Source organism: Bradyrhizobium sp. USDA 4454, assembly GCF_054822705.1.
The window spans coordinates 2,714,641-2,730,748 of record NZ_JBTRCN010000001.1 but is presented as its reverse complement, the minus strand read 5'-3'; the positions used below and the strand labels follow the sequence as shown (position 1 = coordinate 2,730,748).

Here is a 16,108-nt window from a genome sequence, read left to right as displayed (position 1 = left end):
GCAGCTGTGTGGAACGAGTGTTGTGTTGCCTGCATATCGCGGCGGAGCAAACGTACAACGTGCGTAGCCCGGATGGAGCGCAGCGCAATCCGGGGCCTTGCGTCCGCGGATGAATTGGCCCCGGATTACGCTACGCTCCATCCGGGCTACGCGGCTACGAGCGCTTCAGTAATACTTGTGAAAATGATGCACCGGCCCATGGCCGTGGCCGACGGCAAAACGATCCGCGGCGGCGATCGCGTCCGTGATCCAGGCCTTGGCATTGCGCACGGCAGTCTCCATCGCCTCGCCCTTCGCGAGTCCTGCCGCGATAGCCGACGACAGCGAGCAACCGGTGCCATGCGTGTTTGCCGTCGCGATGCGCGGCGCCGACAGCATGATGCTGCGCTCGGCGTCGATCAGGTAGTCGATGCTATCAGCGCCGTGTCCGTGGCCACCTTTGACCAGCACCGCGCGGCATCCCATCGCCAGCAGCCGCTTGCCCTGCCGCTCGACGTCCGCCTCACTTGAGGCAACCGGCTCGCGCAACAGCGCCGCCGCTTCAGGCAGGTTCGGCGTGATCAGCGAGGCCAGCGGAAACAGCATGGTCTTCAGCGCATCGACCGCCTCGGCAGCCAGCAGCCGGTCGCCTGATGTCGCGACCATCACCGGATCGAGCACGATGTGGCGCGGCGCCCAGCGCGTCAGCGCATCGGCAATCGCAGCGACGGTCTCGGCTTGCGCCACCATGCCGATCTTGACCGCGCCGACATCGAGGTCGGAGAACACGGCATCGAGTTGGGCGGTGACGAACGCAGCCGGCACCGGATGGATGCCACTGACCCCGGTGGTGTTCTGCGCGGTCAGCGCCGTGATCGCGGAGGCGCCATAGACCCCGAGCGCCGCGAAGCTCTTGAGGTCGGCCTGGATGCCCGCCCCGCCGGAGGAATCCGAGCCGGCAATGGTGAGCGCGATCGGCGTCATCTTGCGCCACCGGCGGTCGAGACGAATAAGATCGTGACGATTGAGACCATAGCCAGTCCTAGCCCGGCCGCCCGCCGGCAGCAAGTTCGCCTGAGTTTACCGCGCGTTGGCCTTGAGTTGCCGTTGCCTTGCCCGTTCTTGTCCCCTTGCCTTGGCGGCCGGTTTTTGGCCTATAGTCGGCCAAATCTCCGGAGACGACTTTGATGGTTCCCTTCTTCGTCCAGATCAAATGCAAGCTCGGCCAGTCCTACACCGTCGCCAACGCGCTGGCGGAAGCCGAGATTGCGTCCGAGATCTATTCCACCGCGGGCAATTACGACCTCCTGGTCAAGTTCTATGTCGACAACGACACCGACATCGGCCATTTCATCAACGAGAAGGTTCAGGTGATCCCGGGCATCCAGGACACCCTCACCATCATCACCTTCAAGGCGTTCGGCGCGAAGTAGAGCATGATCCGGAAAAGTGCGAAGCGTTTTCCGAGGAGACCACGCTCAAACAAGAACCCGCGGCTAGGACTTCTTCTCGGGCTTCGTCGGCTTCGGCGGCCCCTCGACCGGCGGCAGCGACTTGATGTACTCGGCGATCGCGTCGCGATCGCTTGATGAGAGCTGCGAGGTGTTGCGGATCACGCGCACCATCGATCCGCCGGCGCTGTCGCCGTCCGGCGTCTGCCCGCTCTCAAGGAAATAGGCGACATCCTTTGCGCTCCAGTCCGCGATCCCCCTCGGCGTGATGTTGGGCACCCAGCCTTCGCCTTCCGGATTCGGGCCGCCGGCGAAGCGCTGCGCGGTGATGATGCCGCCGAGAAAATTCCGCGGGCTGTGACATTCGGCGCAATGGCCGAAGCTGTTGACCAGATAGGCGCCGCGATACCACTGCGCCGAGCGGCTTGCGTCCGCGATGAACGGCTTGTCGTCCATGAACAGGAATTTCCAGACCCCGACATTGCGCCTGATGTTGAAGGGGAACGGCAAATCATGCTCGCGCACCTTGCCGGCAACCGGCGGCAGGGTCTTCAAATAGGCGAACAGATCGCGCACGTCATTGACCCTGGCGTGCTGATACGACGTGTAAGGAAACGCGGGGAAATAGTGCGTCCCCGACGGCGAGGTCCCCTTCATGACCGCGGTGACGAAATCGGCCTCGCTCCAGCGGCCGATGCCGTCGTTCGGATCCGGCGAGATGTTCGGCGCGTAGAAGGTGCCGAACGGCGACGGGATCGCGAGCCCGCCACCGAGCTTGGTGCGGTCGTCCTGCTTCGGCACGGCGTGGCAGGAGGAACATCCTCCCGCATTGAACGTTGTGAGGCCGTTGGCCAGGTTGGGCTGGTAGGCCGGCAGTGCGCTCGCAGCAACGGTCGCGGGGATCGTCAGCCACCAGAACACACCGAGGCCGATGATGCCGGCCAGGCCGGCCAGGAGCAGAACTCGTCGCAACATTCATTGATCCATCATTGGTCGCGTCAGCGTATCAACGAGTATGGTGACAACCCGTCGTACAAGCACTCATCAAATTTGCCGCTGCCCACGATCGTTTTGGGAATAAATCGGCAGAGCCGCTGTTGAAGAAACTGTGATGTCAAAGGGGAGAGAACCATGCCAAACAAGACCTTGCTTGCCACGCTGACACTCGGTGCTGCTATTGCGCTTGCCGGCCCGGCCTTTGCCGAGAAGCTGACCGCCAAACTGGACGGCAAGTCCGAAGTGCCTGCCACCAGCAGCGCCGGCACCGGCACCGCCGATATCGACTACGACGCCGCCAGCAAGAAACTCAGCTGGAAGCTGACCTATTCCGGCCTGTCGGGCCCGGCCACTGCCGCGCATTTCCACGGCCCCGCCGAGGCCGGCAAGAATGCCGGCGTCGCGGTCGCGATTCCGAACGCGACGTCGAGCCCGGTCGAAGGCAGCGCCACGCTGACCGACGCGCAGGCCGCCGATCTGCTCGCAGGCAAGTACTATGTCAACGTCCACACGGCGGCCAACCCGGGCGGCGAGATCCGCGGCCAGGTGACGAAGTAATCGTTCGCGACGCAACGCCAACAAGAAACGGCCGACACAAGAAAGGGCGGACGCCCTAAAGCGTCCGCCCTTTTCGTTGATGAATGGCGATCAGCCCTTCTTGACGCGATAGGTCTCGTGGCAGCCGCCGCACTGCTTGCCGATCACGCCCAGCTCGGCCTTCAGCGTATCGACGTCCTTGATCTTGCCCTTGGCATCGGTGACGACCTTGGCGAAGCTCGCGGACTGCTGCGCGAAGCCCGCCTTGTCCTCCCAGATTTTCGGCGAGGGGGCGTAATCGCCTTCCAGCTTGACGCCTTTCATGCTCTCGGGGAACAGCGTCGGAAGCTGCTTGGCGGTATCCTCGAACTGGGCCAGCGCGGCATTGACGGTCGCCTGGTCGTAAGGCTTTTCGCCCTTGATGATCGCTGACAGCGCACCCGCATTCTTGCCATTGTCCTTCATCATGGCCTGGGTCTTCTTGGCTTGATCCTGCTGTGCAACGACTGCACCGGCACCGAACGCCAGCATCGCGACAATGACGACAATCCGCTTCATCGGCAAAACCCCTCAATTCCGCTCTGTCCCGGTCCGCGATCTGCGGCCGGCCTGGTTTGCAAAACACCGCAGGCGGAATCTTCATTCCACCTGCGACAATTTATCAGAGATTATGGCGGCGCTGCGCCTCGCGGATCGCGATCCAGACCCGCTCCGGGGTGGCCGGCATGTCGATGTGGTCGATGCCGTATTCGCGATGCAGGCCCTCGATGATCGCGTTGACGACCGCCGGGCACGAGCCGATCGCGCCGGCCTCGCCCGCACCCTTCACGCCGAGCGGGTTGGTGGTGCACGGCACGTTGTGGGTCTCGAAGACGAAGGACGGCCCGTCGGAAGCGCGCGGCATCGCATAATCCATAAAGGTGCCGGTGACGAGCTGGCCGTCGGTCGGGCTGTACACCGCCTGCTCCATTAGCGCCTGCCCGATGCCCTGCATCGCGCCGCCATGAACCTGGCCCGCGAGCATCAGCGGATTGAGCGTGACGCCGAAATCGTCGACGATGACGTAGCTGACGATCTTGATGATGCCGGTGGCGGGATCTATCTCGACTTCGGCGAGATGCGTGCCGTTCGGATAGGTGCCGTCGGCGCTGGCGAAGGTCGCGCTCGCATTCATCTTCGACGTATCGCCGCCGGGCCGCTTGGCGAGATCGGCGAAGCTGATCGAGCGGTCAGTGCCGGCGATGCGGATGCGGCCATCTGATATCTCGAGGTCGCCGGTGCCGGCTTCCAGCGCCTGCGCCGCAAGCTCCTTCAGCTTGTTGCCGAGCTCATGCGTCGCCCGCTGCACGCTGACGCCGCCGGACGGGATCGAGGCCGAACCGCCGGTGCCGAGCCCGGTTGCGATCTTGTCGGTGTCGCCCTGCAGCACATGGACCCGCTCGGGCGGCACGCCGAACTGCTCGGCGACGATCTGGGCATAGGCGGTCTGGTGGCCCTGCCCGCTCGACTGCGTGCCGATCAGGATCGAGATGTCGCCGTTGGGATCGAGCGCCACATTGGCGGTCTCCTCGCCCATGGTACCACAGACCTCGACATAGCTCGCCATGCCGATGCCCCGCACCAGGCCGTCCTTCTTGGCGGCCTTGGCGCGCTTTGGAAATTCCTTCCAGTTGGCGATCTCCATCGCGCGCTTCATATGCGCGACAAAATCGCCGGAGTCGTAGACCTTGCCGGTCGCGGTCGTGTAGGGCAGCGCCTTCGGCGGGATGAAGTTCTTCCGCCGGATCGCATCCGGCGTCATGCCGAGTTTTCGCGCGGATGCATCCACAAGTCGCTCGATCACATAAGCGGCTTCGGGGCGGCCGGCGCCACGATAGGCATCGACCGGCACCGTGTTGGTGAACACGGTGCGAACCCGGCAATGGAAGGCCTGGATGTCATAGAGGCCCGGCAGCATGCCGGCGCCGCCATGCGGGATATAGGGCGCAAAGGTGGAGAGATAGGCGCCCATATCGCCCATCAGGTCGACATCCATGCCGAGGAACTTGCCGTCCTCGGCGAGCGCCATCTTCGCCGTGGTGAGGTTGTCGCGGCCCTGCGCATCGCCCATGAAATGGTCGGAGCGCTCGGCGGTCCATTTGACGCTCTTCTTGAGCTTGCGCGCCGCGACCGAGATCAGCGCATATTCGCGATAGGGAAACAGCTTGGTGCCGAAGCCGCCACCGACATCCGGGCAGATCACCCGCATGTTCTCCTTCGGCATCTTCAGGACCATGTCGCAGAGGATCTCGCGCAGGCGGTGGCTGCCCTGGCTGCCGATCGTCAGCGTCAGATGGTCCTTCTTGGCGTCGTATTCGGCGACCGCCGCACGCGTCTCCATGAAATTGGTGATGACGCGCGGATTGACGATGGTGATCTCGGCCACCGCATGCGCCTTGGCGAACGCGGCTTCGGCGGCGCCCTTGTCGCCGATCGAGACGTCGAATAGCACATTGCCGGGCTTGTCCGGCCAGACCTGCGGTGCATCCTTCTTCACCGCGTTGGCGACGCCAGCCACCGCCGGCAGCGGCGTCCACTTGACGTCGATCGCCTCGATCGCATCGCGAGCATGATCGACGGTGTCGGCGACCACGAAGGCGATGGCGTCGCCGACATGGCGCACCTCATCCTTGGCGAGGATCGGATAAGGCGGCGCGACGAACGGATCGGTTTCGAGATTGAACAGGCACGGCAGCCCGCCGAGCTCGGCGACATCAGCCGCGGTCAGGATCAGCGCCACGCCGGGCATGCCGCGGGCCTTGCCGACATCGATGGTATAGGTCGCGTGCGCATGCGGCGAGCGCAGCACCAGCGCGTGCAATGCGGGAGACGGTGCGACGTCGTCGGTATAGCGGCCCTTGCCGCGAATCAGCGCGTCGTCCTCCTTGCGCCGCACACTTTGTCCGACGCCGAATTTGATGGGAGCTGCCATCGTCTCTCCAATTGCCTTGGTTGTTTGCATGCATATTGGCGTGGTTGCCCGCGAAGCGCAAACCGCTTTCCGCCGCACGCGGCGCTATCCCACGGCCGGCTCCTATGCATTTGATTTGACAGGTAAAACTATACGCGCCGCAGAGCGAACAGCCAGCCGCGGCCGAACAGCGTGAGGATCAGGAAGGCGTAGACGAAGATGCCGACCACGATCAGCAGCAGCAGGATCATCTCGTCGCGGAAGAACCGCATCGGGGCGAACCATACGACCGCGAAATGCGAGGTCAGCCACAGTGCGAGCGCGAGCAGCACGCCGCACAGTGCGAAGGTGCCGAACGAGCGGATCAGCGCGCGATCGAGCGCGAGATAGCCGCGGCGGACGGCAAACATCAGCACCAGCAAGAGATTGACCCACGCGCCGACCGCGGTCGCGAGCGCCAGCCCGACCTGCGCCAGGGTGCCGACCAGCGCGATCTTCAGCGCGACATTGACCGCAACCCCGGTCAGCGCCGCCTTCACCGGCGTCGCGGTGTCCTTGCGGGCATAGAAGGCCGCAACCGCGCTGCGGATCATCACGAAGGGAATGAGCCCGACCGCATAGGCCGCGAGCGTGGCGCCGGCGCTGGCGGCATCGGCCTTCGAGAACGCGCCGCGGGCGAACATCGCGCGCATGATCGGATCGGAAACCGTCAGGAACGCCGCCACGAACGGCACCGAGAACAGCAGCGTGAAATCGAAGGCGCGGCGCTGCGCAGCCATCGCGCCGGTATTGTCGTCGGCGGTCAGGCGCCGCGACATCTCCGGCAGCAGCACGGTGCCGATCGCGATCCCGATCACGCCGATCGGCAATTGATTGAGGCGGTCCGCATAATACAGCGCCGACAGCGCACCTGCGGGGAGGAAGGTCGCGATGATGGTATCGGCGAACAGCGCGACCTGGGTACCCATCGAGCCGAGCGTCGCCGGCCCCAGCGCGCGGAAAAAGGCGCGGACGTCCTCGTCGAGCTTGAGCGGCGCGAATCGCGGCAGGCCGCCATGGCGCGCGAGGTCGCCGGCGAGCAGGGCAAATTGCAGGACACCCGAGATCAGCACGCCCCAGGCCGCGGCGTGGCCGGCGCTGGGGAAGAATGCCGCCAGCGCCAGCGTCATCATCATGGCAAGGTTGAGGAAGATCGGCGCGGCGGCCGCGCTGGCGAAGCGATGCATCACGTTGAGCATGCCGCCATACAGCGTCACCAGCGTGATCAGCAGCAGATAGGGAAAGGTGATCCGCGTCAGCTCGATGGCGAGCTTGCGCTGCTCGGCGTCCTCGGTGAAGCCCGGCGCGAGTATGCTCATTGCCTGCGGCATGAATGCCATCGCCACCACCAGCAGGACCACCTGCGAGGCGAACAGCAGCGTGAAGATGCGGTCTGCAAACAGCCGCGCCGACGCCTCGCCGCGCTCGCCATGGACATGGGCATAGGCCGGCACGAAGGCGGCATTGAAGGCGCCTTCGGCAAAGATCGCACGGAAATGGTTGGGCAGCCGCAGGGCTACGAAGAAGGCGTCGGCGACCGGCCCGGCACCGAGGATCGCCGCGAGCATGATGTCGCGGGCAAACCCGGTGACCCGCGATAGCAGGGTATAGCCGCCGACGGTGAAGATGCGCCCAAGCATGGCTGCTTCTAGCGCATCATCACCCTACGTCAAAATGACCTATTCAGGACGTTAACGATCCAGGCATGATCCGGCCCGAAAACCGGAAACCACGTTTCGGGATCATGCCTGTAGCGCGCTGCGCACAGCCGCGATGACGCGGTCCTGTGCCGCCTCGTCGAGATAGGGGTGCATCGGCAGGGCGATGACATCCTTCGACAGCCGCTCGCTGACCGGCAGGCCGCCGTCGGCAACCGGATAGTGGCTGTAGGCCGTCTGCTGGTGCACCGACTTCGGATAGTAGATCATGGTCGGGATGCCCTGCGCCTTCAACGCGGCCGCGAATGCATCACGATCGATGCCCTCGGACAGGCGGATGGTGTACTGCGCCCACACCGAGGTGCAGCCCGGGGCAACGCGCGGCACCGCGACGAGGTTGCCGAGCGCGCGCGAATAGCGCTCCGCGACCTTGTTGCGTGCGGCGATCTCGTCGTCGAAGATCTTCAGCTTCTCGAGCAGGATTGCCGCCTGCATGGTGTCGAGCCGCGCGGTGAGGCCAAGCCGCACATTGTCGTATTTGTCCGAGCCCTGGCCGTGGACGCGGATGCTGCGCAGCGTGCGCGCGAGTTCCTCGTCGTCGGTGAAGATCGCGCCGCCGTCGCCGAAACAGCCGAGCGGCTTGGCCGGGAAGAAGCTGGTTCCGGTCGCGAGCCCGAAGGTGCCGAGCCTGCGGCTCTTGTAGGTGGCGCCAAAGCCCTGCGCGGCATCGTCAAGTACGAAAAGCCCCTCGGCCTCGGCGACCGCAGCGATCGCATCGTGGTCGGCGCTCTGCCCGAACAGATCGACCGGGATCACAGCCACCGGCTTCAGCCCGCGCGTGCGCGCCGTCGCGATGCCGCGTTTCAGCGAAGCGACGTCGATGTTGAAGGTCTCTTCGTCGACATCGACGAACACCGGCGTCGCGCCGGTCAGCGTCACCACCTCGCCGGTCGCACAGAAGGTGAAGGTCGGGCACAGCACCGCATCGCCCGGCCCGACATTCTTCGCCATCAACACCATCAGCAGCGCGTCGGTGCCGCTGGCGCAGCTCACCACATGCTTGGCGCCGGTGTAATCGGCCAGCGCATTCTCCAGGGCGGTGACTTCCGGACCGTTGATGAACTGGCAATGATCGAGCACGCGCGCAACCGCGTCATCGATCGACTTGCCGAGCCGCCGGCGCTGCGCGGAGATATCGATGAAGGGAATGGGCTCAAGCTGCATATGCTGGTTCATGGAAACTCTTTGCACGTGTTGAGTGAATGACAGTCAGCCGGTGAATGACAATCAGCCGGCGATGCGGCGCGGTCCCTTGCGGATCGTCGAGGCGGCAGGCCGGGCCGGCGATTCCAGGCAGCGGATCGCGATCTCGAGGCTGGCGACGCCCTCCTCGCCGGACACCGCCGGCAACTTGCCGCTGCGCACGGCATCGAGGAAGGCGATCAGCTCGGCGCGCAGCGGCTCGTCGTGACCGACCGGCAGATGACGCATCGAATAGCTGCCGTCCGGCTTGAAGCCGAAGCATTCGGTGACCTGGCGGGTGAGCAGGTCGCCCATCACGTATTTGCCGCGGGTCGCGACCGTGACGTTGCGCGCCTTGAACGGTGTCAGCCAGTTGGTGTTGATGTGGGCGAGCACCCCGGAGGCGGTGCGGAATTGCAGCAGCGCGATGTCCTCGCGCTCGGCGACCGCGCTGGAAAGCTGCGGCTGCACCTCGACGATGTCGGACTCGGTGAACCAGCGAATCAGGTCGATGTCGTGCACGGCAAGGTCGATCACGACGCCGACGTTGGACATCCGCGGCGGGAACGGGCCGACCCGGGTGATGCCGATCGACAGGATGTCCTCGCCCGAGATCGCCTGCTTGATCGCGGCAACCGCCGGATTGAAACGCTCGACATGGCCGACCATCAGCGTAACGCCAGCGCGCTCGGCGGCCGCGACGATCTCGCGGCCCTCCTCGACGGTGGATGCGACCGGCTTCTCGACCAGGATATGGATGTTGCGCGCGATGCAGGCGAGCGCGATCTCGTGATGCAGATGGGTTGGAGCCGCGATCGTCACCGCATCGGCGCCCTCGGCGAACAGCTGATCGAGGGTTTCAAAGGCGCGGCAGCCGACCAGGTCGATAGCGCGGGTACGGTGCTCTGGAAGCGGATCGACGATGCCGGTCAGCAGGACGCCGGGCAGTCCGGCCAGCACGCGGGCATGGTTGCTGCCCATCACGCCTGCGCCGATCACGCCGACGCGCAGGGCGCGGCCGATATCGGCCTTCGCGCCGGCTGCGGACACTTTTGCATTCATATCGTAGACCCCAAGTAACGTTCTGGCGGTTGTCCCGGCTCATCGGGGAGCCACACCGGCTCCGCGGGAATCAGCACCTAGGCCCCTCTTCCCGATCTGCGCCTTGGGCGCAAATCACCCGCTTCGTTGGTAGCCGCTATAGCACGGCGTCACAAATGTGGCGAATGCCAACAACGAAATCCGGACACGTTTTGATTCAAAGAGTTACATCGCCCGCGGCTCACGTCCGAGCGCGGGGACCAGGTCGACCTCAGGTGCGCTGATAGTCGTCCTCGATGCGGATGATGTCGTCCTCGCCGAAATAGCTGCCGGTCTGCACCTCGATCAGCTCGAGCTGAATCTTGCCGGGATTCTCCAGCCGGTGCACCGCGCCGATCGGAATGTAGATCGACTCGTTCTCGTGCACCGTCTTGATCAGCTCATTGACCGTGACCTGCGCGGTGCCACGCACCACGATCCAGTGCTCGGAGCGGTGATGGTGTTTCTGCAAGGAGAGCCGCCCGCCCGGCTTGACGATGATGCGCTTGACCTGGTGGCGGTCGCCATTGTCAACCGACTGATAGGAGCCCCAGGGCCGATGCACCTTGATGTGGTTCTCGGTCACCTCGGGCGCCGCCACCTTCAATTTCGCGACCAGCCGCTTCAGCCCGTTGGCATCGTTCTGGCGCGACACCAGCACGGCATCCTGGGTTGCGACCACGACGAGGTCGTCGACGCCTTCGAGCGCGACCAGCGCACGATCGGTCGAGACGTTGCAATTGCGGGAGTCCTCGAACACCGCCGCGCCGCGCGCCGCATTGCCCTGGCCGTCCTTCTCGGAGAGCTCCCAGACCTGGCGCCACGAACCGATGTCGGACCAGCCGCACGCCACCGGCTCCACCGCGGCGCGGGCTGTCTTCTCCATGACGGCATAGTCGATCGAGATCGCCTTCGCCGCGCCGAAGGCCGCGGCGTCGAGCTTGTAGAACCCGAGGTCGCGCGTCGCGGACGCAACCGACTGCTCTACTGCGGCAACGCTGTCCGCATCGACATTGCGATACTCGTCGAGCAGCACGCCGGCGCGGAACATGAAGTTGCCGCTGTTCCAGAGATAACCCGCATCGATATAGCCGGCCGCGGTTGCGCCATCCGGCTTCTCGACGAATTTCGCGACCGCGCGCACTTCGCCCGCGACCACCTCGCCCGGATTGATGTAGCCGTATTCGGTGGCGGGCCGTTCCGGCTTGACGCCGAAGGTCACGATGCGGCCGGCTTCCGCGGCCACCAGGCCGCCGCGGCACGCCGCGACGAAGGCCGGCGTGTCCCGTACGAGATGGTCGGCGGCGAGGGCCAGCACGATGGCCTCGCTGTCGCGGCTCTGCGCGAACGCCGCCCCTGCCGCGATCGCCGGCCCCGAGTCGCGGCGCATCGGCTCCAGCAACACATCGGCTTCGCGGCCGATCTCGGCCAGCTGCTCCCGCACCATGAAGCGATAGGCCTCGTTGGTGATCACGATGGGCCGCTCGAACAGGCCGGCATCGGAGACCCGCAGCAGCGTATCCTGGAAGGTCGAGCGCGCCCCGAACAGCGACAGGAACTGCTTGGGATGCACCTCGCGTGACGCCGGCCACAGCCGGGTGCCTGCACCGCCACACATGATCAGGGGAATAATTCGTCGATCCATCGGTGCCTCAAGTCCTGTCGTGCAAGGCCTGTGGTGTCGATCCGCGGACGGACACCAAATTGGCCCGGCCGCCGTGGCCGGCGACCCTGTTACCTGGGAAGCATGATCGGGCAGTCACGCGCCCCACGCGTCTGGTCGGATTTTACCGGTCTTGTAACCTCCCGGTGAGCGGCTGGCCGCCCTCCGTTCCGACCTGTTTAGCCATCCCTTCGCGCCTGCCGCAATAGGGACCAGTACGGGTATTGCCAGATCGCTGCGGAAACCATACCAAGGCGGCGAATTTTGGCGCGCGAAAGCGGTTTGCGCTGTTTTTGACACATCCTGAAACCTGGCAGCGCGAACGGAAATGCGCCGAATCCTGCTTTCGACCGTCAAGATCCTGATCTCGGCTGCGCTGCTGTATGTCTCGCTGCGCAAGGTCAATTTGCATGACCTCGCCTCCCGGATCCAGGTGGAGAGCCTGGGCTGGCTCGGCCTCGCGATTGCGGTCACATTCCTGCAGATCTTCCTCGGGGTGCTGCGCTGGCGCGAGATCAGCGTGGAGTGCGGCGCGCCGCTGGAGACCGGGCAGGCGATGCGTTACAACGTGATCGGTACCTTCTTCAACCAGACCCTGCCGTCCTCGATCGGCGGCGATGCCGTGCGGCTGTGGCTGGTCGCGCGTGCCGGTGCGGGCTGGCGCGCAGCCACCTATTCAATCTTCGTCGACCGCGCGATCGGACTGATCGCGCTCGCCGTCGTGATCGCCGCCGCCCTGCCCTGGAGCTATCGGCTGATTTCCGACTTCCACGGCTGGACCGCCTTGCTGCTGCTCGACCTCGCCGCGCTCGGGGCCGGATTTGGTTTCCTGCTGATCGGCGTGTTGCCGTGGCCCTGGCTCAGGCGGTGGTGGGCGACCCATCACATCCATGCCTGCGCGGTCATCGCCCACCGGGTGCTGTTCAGCCGCGCCCATGGACTGCGAGTCACCACCCTCTCGATCGCCATTCACGTCGTGACCGTCGTGATCGGCTGGTGCGTGGTGAAGTCGATCGCGGCCCCGGTCACCTTCGGCGAGATCTTCCAGCTGCTGCCGCCGGTGATGCTGATCACCATGATGCCGATCTCGATCGCGGGCTGGGGCGTGCGCGAGGCCACCATGGCGCTGGCCTTCGGCTATGCCGGATTGATCGCCAATGAGGGCGTCAACATCTCGCTGCTGTTCGGCGCGGTCTCGTTCGTGGTCGGCGTGTTTGGCGGCCTGGTGTGGATCGCAAGCCCGGAAAAGGCCGCCAAGGGCGCCGCGCCGATTGAAGTCCCGGGATCCCAGTGATCAGACCACGATGAGCAGTTTCGAGATCCTCCTGTCGCTGGTCGCAGCGGTTCTGGCCGCGTCGATCTCAGCCGTCCTGATCCGGGCGACACGGCCGCTGCTGCTGCGTGTCGCACTGGCGAAACCGAATGCGCGCTCGTCGCACCGCATTCCAACGCCGCAGGGCGCCGGCATCGCGGTCACGGTTGCCACGCTGCTGGCGGGCGGGATCGTCATCGCGCTCGCCGGATCGCCGGACCTGACGATCCCGTTCATGGTGTTCGCAGCCTGCCTGTTCATCGCCGTGGTGGGTTTTGCCGACGACATCCGCTCGCTGCCGGTCGTGCCGCGGCTCTTGCTGCAGGCCGCCGCCGTCGCGGCCGTGGTGTTGTCGGCACCTGGCGACCTCAGGCTGGTTCCGGCAGTCCCGCTCTGGCTCGAACGCGGCCTGCTGCTGATCGCCGGCCTCTGGTTCGTGAACCTCGTCAACTTCATGGACGGGCTCGATTTGATGACGGCAGCCGAGGCCGTACCGATCACGGTCGCGGTCGCCCTGCTCGGCTGCTTCGGCCACGTCCCGGCTGCGGCCGCGCTGGTCGCGGCGGCGCTGTGCGGGGCGCTGGTCGGTTTCGCGCCGTTCAACCGGCCGGTCGCAAAGATATTCCTCGGCGATGTCGGCAGTCTGCCGATCGGCCTGCTGCTCGGCTGGTGCCTGCTCCAGCTCGCTTTGCATCAGCAGTTCGCCGCCGCGCTGCTGCTGCCGCTGTATTATTTGACGGATGCGACGGTCACGCTGTTTCGCCGCATGGCGCGGCGCGAGCCGTTCTGGGCGGCGCATCGCTCGCACTTCTATCAGCGGGCGACCGACAACGGCTTCACGGTATGGCGCGTCGTCGGCGAGGTCTTCGCGCTCAACCTGGTGCTGGCGCTGCTCGCATTCGTTTCGGTCGCGCTCAATTCCCTCGCCGCTGATATCGCGCTGCTGCTGGCCGGCGCACTCGCCGTCAGTTGGCAGCTGCGGCGATTCTCGCGGCCGCTCTGATCAGGTCAGAGTTCCATTTTTGCGCAGCGCGCGCTTCAGTCCCTCGTCGAGGCTGAGCGGCTGCTGCCAGCCGGTGCCCGCGATCTTGGAGAGATCAAGTTCAAGCGAGGCGTACAGGCTGTCATAGGCCTCCTTGCGCCCGCTCATCGTGAGCGACACCTTCAACAGCGGCGGCGGCAGCCAGAACAGGCGCGGCGAGGTTTCTGCCGCGCGGGCAAGGCGCTCGACGAACTCCCGCGTCGAGACCTGCTCACGATCGGCCACCAGAAACACGTCGTAGTCGTTCCCCGGATGCGACAACCGGTGCAGGATGAACGACGCCAGGTTCTCCGCCGACACGAACGCGCGACGATTCTTGACGTAGGCGAGCGGAAGCGGCAAGCGATTGATCACCGCACGCTTGAGCAAGGCGAAATTCCCCTTGGCACCGGCCCCGTAGATCAACGGCGGCCGGATCACGGTCACCCTCATGCCGCTGCCAGGCGCAATTTCCTTCAAGCCGACTTCGGCAGCGGCCTTCGAGTTCCCATAGAGGCCGCGGGGCGTCAGGACATCGTCCTCGCGAAATGGCGGGCGCCCGTAATTGCTGCGTCCGTGCACCAGGATCGTGCTGACGAAAATGAAATCCCGGACTCCCGCCGCGGCCGCGGCACGCGCCAGGTGCAGCGTGCCTTCGATATTGACATTGCGGTAGAGCTCGATCGCCTGCTCGTCGGACTGCTGGTGAACGCGGGCCGCAAGATGAACAACGACGTCGACGCCGTCGAGCGCGGCGCGCCAATCGGTGGCAGGACTGAGCGAGCCGATCGCCACATCGTTGGCGTCTTGCGGCGTGGTTCTCACCGCGCGGCGCACCATCCAGCCGTTGCGCGTCAGCGCGGGCACCACATGGCGACCCACAAAGCCGCTGGCACCCGTTACCAGTACCGTCCGCCGACCATCGCTCATGCCGTGCGCTCCACTTCGCGATTGGATAGCAGCTCCGCAACCAGCGCGGCGTAGCTCGCCAGCGCCCGCTCCGGACTGAAGGTCCGCGCGGCCGCGACGGCGCGCTCGGCCATCGCAGCGTCCTGCGATCGCGACGCCAGGCGGATGGCGTCGGCGAGTTGATCCGGCCTGCCCGGCGTGACCACCCAGCCCAGCCGGTTTTCGCTAACGGTCAGCGCCGCCTCGGCCTCGGGCTCGGAGACCAGAATGACGGGCCGGCCGGCCGCAAGCAGGTTGTAGAACCGGCTCGGCACCGACACGCCGGCGACATCCTTGCGATAGGGAATGAGCCAGACGTCCGCGCTGGACAGCAGCGCATCCAGTTCGCCGTCGGCGACGCGCTCGACCAGCGTCACGTTGGCAAGCTGCGCCGCGGCCTGCATCTCCTTCAATCGCGCAAAGCCCATGCCCCACCCCGAGAGCAGGAAATGGATGTCGCTCTCGGTGCGCAACAGCTGCGCGGCGTTGAAGACGATGTCCGGGTCGTGGGTGAAGCCCAGATTGCCGGACAGGCCGACGACGAAACGGGCGCCGATCGCCTTGCGAAACGGATTGTCGGGGCTGACGGGACGGTTGCCCGGGGCGAGCGTAGCCCAGTTCGGGATGAACCTGATCTTGTCCTGCGTCATACCGCCATAGCGCAGCAGCAACTTCTCGGCGTCGCGGCCGATCACGATGACGATGTTCAGGGCACGGAACATCAGCGCGTTGATCGCGCGCATCGCCCGCGCCACCAGCGAGGCCGGCCGCAGCAGCCCGGCCATCACGAGCACGTCGGGAAACAGGTCGTGCAGGATCAACGCCGACTTCGCGCCCTTCAACCGTGCCGCGGCGGCGACCGCGTAGGGCAGCGCAAACGGGGCGGTCACCGTCAGCGCGACATCGCCGCGCTTGAGCCGCGACAACAGCGCGAAAAAGATTCTGCCGGTGAACAGCGCCTCGGCCAGGGCGCGCTTGACCAGCGCCGCCTTGCCCGGCAGCCAGTTCCTGATCTCGACGACGACGGGTCGTCCGGCCTCGGGAGCCCGCGCCGAGCCCGGCATCCCGGAGACCACCATCACGTCCGCCTCCTGCGCGATCCGTTCGGCGATCGCGGCCATGATCGCGGCGGTCGTGCTGTGATCCGGCGGATAATGCTGGCTGACGACCAAGACTTTTCCAGAATAAGGCATCAATGGCTTTCGAAATGGTCCTGCCCCATCGTCCGCAGG

General features: G+C 65.4%; 14 protein-coding genes. 4 read left to right on the top strand and 10 right to left on the bottom strand.

The features are described from left to right. Positions 1–165: 165 nt before the first annotated feature. On the bottom strand, positions 166–963 hold the full coding sequence (thiD, locus tag ACVIW0_RS12410; RefSeq protein ID WP_461352596.1) for a bifunctional hydroxymethylpyrimidine kinase/phosphomethylpyrimidine kinase: 798 nt from the start codon (positions 961–963) through the stop codon (positions 166–168). A gap of 203 nt (positions 964–1,166) precedes the next feature. On the opposite strand from thiD, the gene ACVIW0_RS12405 reads away from it, so the two are divergent. Beyond that, positions 1,167–1,412: an Lrp/AsnC ligand binding domain-containing protein gene (locus ACVIW0_RS12405; RefSeq protein WP_461352595.1), complete on the top strand. Its 246-nt coding sequence runs from the start codon at positions 1,167–1,169 to the stop codon at positions 1,410–1,412. Positions 1,413–1,475: 63 nt separating this feature from the next. Here ACVIW0_RS12405 and ACVIW0_RS12400 read toward each other — a convergent pair whose 3' ends face one another. Further along, the gene (locus ACVIW0_RS12400; protein WP_461352594.1) at positions 1,476–2,405 is read right to left on the bottom strand and encodes a c-type cytochrome; all 930 of its coding nucleotides are present in this window, start codon (positions 2,403–2,405) and stop codon (positions 1,476–1,478) included. 156 nt (positions 2,406–2,561) lie between these two features. Here ACVIW0_RS12400 and ACVIW0_RS12395 point away from each other — a divergent pair, with 156 nt between their 5' ends. Next, positions 2,562–2,984, top strand: coding sequence for a CHRD domain-containing protein (locus tag ACVIW0_RS12395; RefSeq protein ID WP_461352593.1), 423 nt, complete (start codon positions 2,562–2,564; stop codon positions 2,982–2,984). A gap of 90 nt (positions 2,985–3,074) precedes the next feature. Here ACVIW0_RS12395 and ACVIW0_RS12390 read toward each other — a convergent pair whose 3' ends face one another. From ACVIW0_RS12390 to ACVIW0_RS12365, 6 genes are all read right to left on the bottom strand, one after another. Continuing rightward, positions 3,075–3,521, bottom strand: coding sequence for a c-type cytochrome (locus tag ACVIW0_RS12390; protein ID WP_461352592.1), 447 nt, complete (start codon positions 3,519–3,521; stop codon positions 3,075–3,077). Between the two features lie 103 nt (positions 3,522–3,624). Continuing rightward, complete coding sequence (locus tag ACVIW0_RS12385) at positions 3,625–5,934, bottom strand: xanthine dehydrogenase family protein molybdopterin-binding subunit (protein ID WP_461352591.1); 2,310 nt, start codon at positions 5,932–5,934, stop codon at positions 3,625–3,627. Positions 5,935–6,062: 128 nt separating this feature from the next. Beyond that, a complete protein-coding gene (gene murJ, locus ACVIW0_RS12380) occupies positions 6,063–7,592 on the bottom strand; it encodes a murein biosynthesis integral membrane protein MurJ (RefSeq protein WP_461352590.1) in 1,530 nt (509 codons plus the stop codon). A gap of 102 nt (positions 7,593–7,694) precedes the next feature. Then, the gene (locus tag ACVIW0_RS12375; protein WP_461352589.1) at positions 7,695–8,846 is read right to left on the bottom strand and encodes a DegT/DnrJ/EryC1/StrS family aminotransferase; all 1,152 of its coding nucleotides are present in this window, start codon (positions 8,844–8,846) and stop codon (positions 7,695–7,697) included. A gap of 51 nt (positions 8,847–8,897) precedes the next feature. Continuing rightward, positions 8,898–9,914: a Gfo/Idh/MocA family oxidoreductase gene (locus ACVIW0_RS12370; protein WP_461352588.1), complete on the bottom strand. Its 1,017-nt coding sequence runs from the start codon at positions 9,912–9,914 to the stop codon at positions 8,898–8,900. 250 nt (positions 9,915–10,164) lie between these two features. Beyond that, the gene (locus ACVIW0_RS12365) at positions 10,165–11,577 is read right to left on the bottom strand and encodes a mannose-1-phosphate guanylyltransferase/mannose-6-phosphate isomerase (protein WP_461352587.1); all 1,413 of its coding nucleotides are present in this window, start codon (positions 11,575–11,577) and stop codon (positions 10,165–10,167) included. A 346-nt stretch (positions 11,578–11,923) separates the two neighbouring features. Between ACVIW0_RS12365 and ACVIW0_RS12360 the strand changes: the two genes are divergently transcribed. Together ACVIW0_RS12360 and ACVIW0_RS12355 are read left to right on the top strand one after the other, a co-directional pair. Next, on the top strand, positions 11,924–12,889 hold the full coding sequence (locus tag ACVIW0_RS12360; RefSeq protein WP_461352586.1) for a lysylphosphatidylglycerol synthase transmembrane domain-containing protein: 966 nt from the start codon (positions 11,924–11,926) through the stop codon (positions 12,887–12,889). A gap of 10 nt (positions 12,890–12,899) precedes the next feature. After that, the gene (locus ACVIW0_RS12355; RefSeq protein ID WP_461352585.1) at positions 12,900–13,910 is read left to right on the top strand and encodes an MraY family glycosyltransferase; all 1,011 of its coding nucleotides are present in this window, start codon (positions 12,900–12,902) and stop codon (positions 13,908–13,910) included. On the opposite strand, the gene ACVIW0_RS12350 is transcribed toward ACVIW0_RS12355, so the two are convergent. After that, on the bottom strand, positions 13,911–14,858 hold the full coding sequence (locus ACVIW0_RS12350; protein WP_461352584.1) for an NAD-dependent epimerase/dehydratase family protein: 948 nt from the start codon (positions 14,856–14,858) through the stop codon (positions 13,911–13,913). It lies immediately after the preceding gene. Then, positions 14,855–16,069 (bottom strand): glycosyltransferase family 4 protein, encoded by a 1,215-nt coding sequence (locus ACVIW0_RS12345; RefSeq protein ID WP_461352583.1) that lies wholly within the window; start codon positions 16,067–16,069, stop codon positions 14,855–14,857. The genes ACVIW0_RS12350 and ACVIW0_RS12345 overlap by 4 nt, the downstream gene beginning before the upstream one ends. Positions 16,070–16,108: the final 39 nt, after the last annotated feature.

Bases quoted from the DNA above. Each gene is read 5' to 3' on its own strand.
- thiD (WP_461352596.1), bottom strand. From the start codon at position 963: ATGACGCCGATCGCGCTCACCATTGCCGGCTCGGATTCCTCCGGCGGG.
- ACVIW0_RS12405 (WP_461352595.1), top strand. From the start codon at position 1,167: ATGGTTCCCTTCTTCGTCCAGATCAAATGCAAGCTCGGCCAGTCCTAC.
- ACVIW0_RS12400 (WP_461352594.1), bottom strand. From the start codon at position 2,405: ATGTTGCGACGAGTTCTGCTCCTGGCCGGCCTGGCCGGCATCATCGGC.
- ACVIW0_RS12395 (WP_461352593.1), top strand. From the start codon at position 2,562: ATGCCAAACAAGACCTTGCTTGCCACGCTGACACTCGGTGCTGCTATT.
- ACVIW0_RS12390 (WP_461352592.1), bottom strand. From the start codon at position 3,521: ATGAAGCGGATTGTCGTCATTGTCGCGATGCTGGCGTTCGGTGCCGGT.
- ACVIW0_RS12385 (WP_461352591.1), bottom strand. From the start codon at position 5,934: ATGGCAGCTCCCATCAAATTCGGCGTCGGACAAAGTGTGCGGCGCAAG.
- murJ (WP_461352590.1), bottom strand. From the start codon at position 7,592: ATGCTTGGGCGCATCTTCACCGTCGGCGGCTATACCCTGCTATCGCGG.
- ACVIW0_RS12375 (WP_461352589.1), bottom strand. From the start codon at position 8,846: ATGAACCAGCATATGCAGCTTGAGCCCATTCCCTTCATCGATATCTCC.
- ACVIW0_RS12370 (WP_461352588.1), bottom strand. From the start codon at position 9,914: ATGAATGCAAAAGTGTCCGCAGCCGGCGCGAAGGCCGATATCGGCCGC.
- ACVIW0_RS12365 (WP_461352587.1), bottom strand. From the start codon at position 11,577: ATGGATCGACGAATTATTCCCCTGATCATGTGTGGCGGTGCAGGCACC.
- ACVIW0_RS12360 (WP_461352586.1), top strand. From the start codon at position 11,924: ATGCGCCGAATCCTGCTTTCGACCGTCAAGATCCTGATCTCGGCTGCG.
- ACVIW0_RS12355 (WP_461352585.1), top strand. From the start codon at position 12,900: ATGAGCAGTTTCGAGATCCTCCTGTCGCTGGTCGCAGCGGTTCTGGCC.
- ACVIW0_RS12350 (WP_461352584.1), bottom strand. From the start codon at position 14,858: ATGAGCGATGGTCGGCGGACGGTACTGGTAACGGGTGCCAGCGGCTTT.
- ACVIW0_RS12345 (WP_461352583.1), bottom strand. From the start codon at position 16,069: ATGCCTTATTCTGGAAAAGTCTTGGTCGTCAGCCAGCATTATCCGCCG.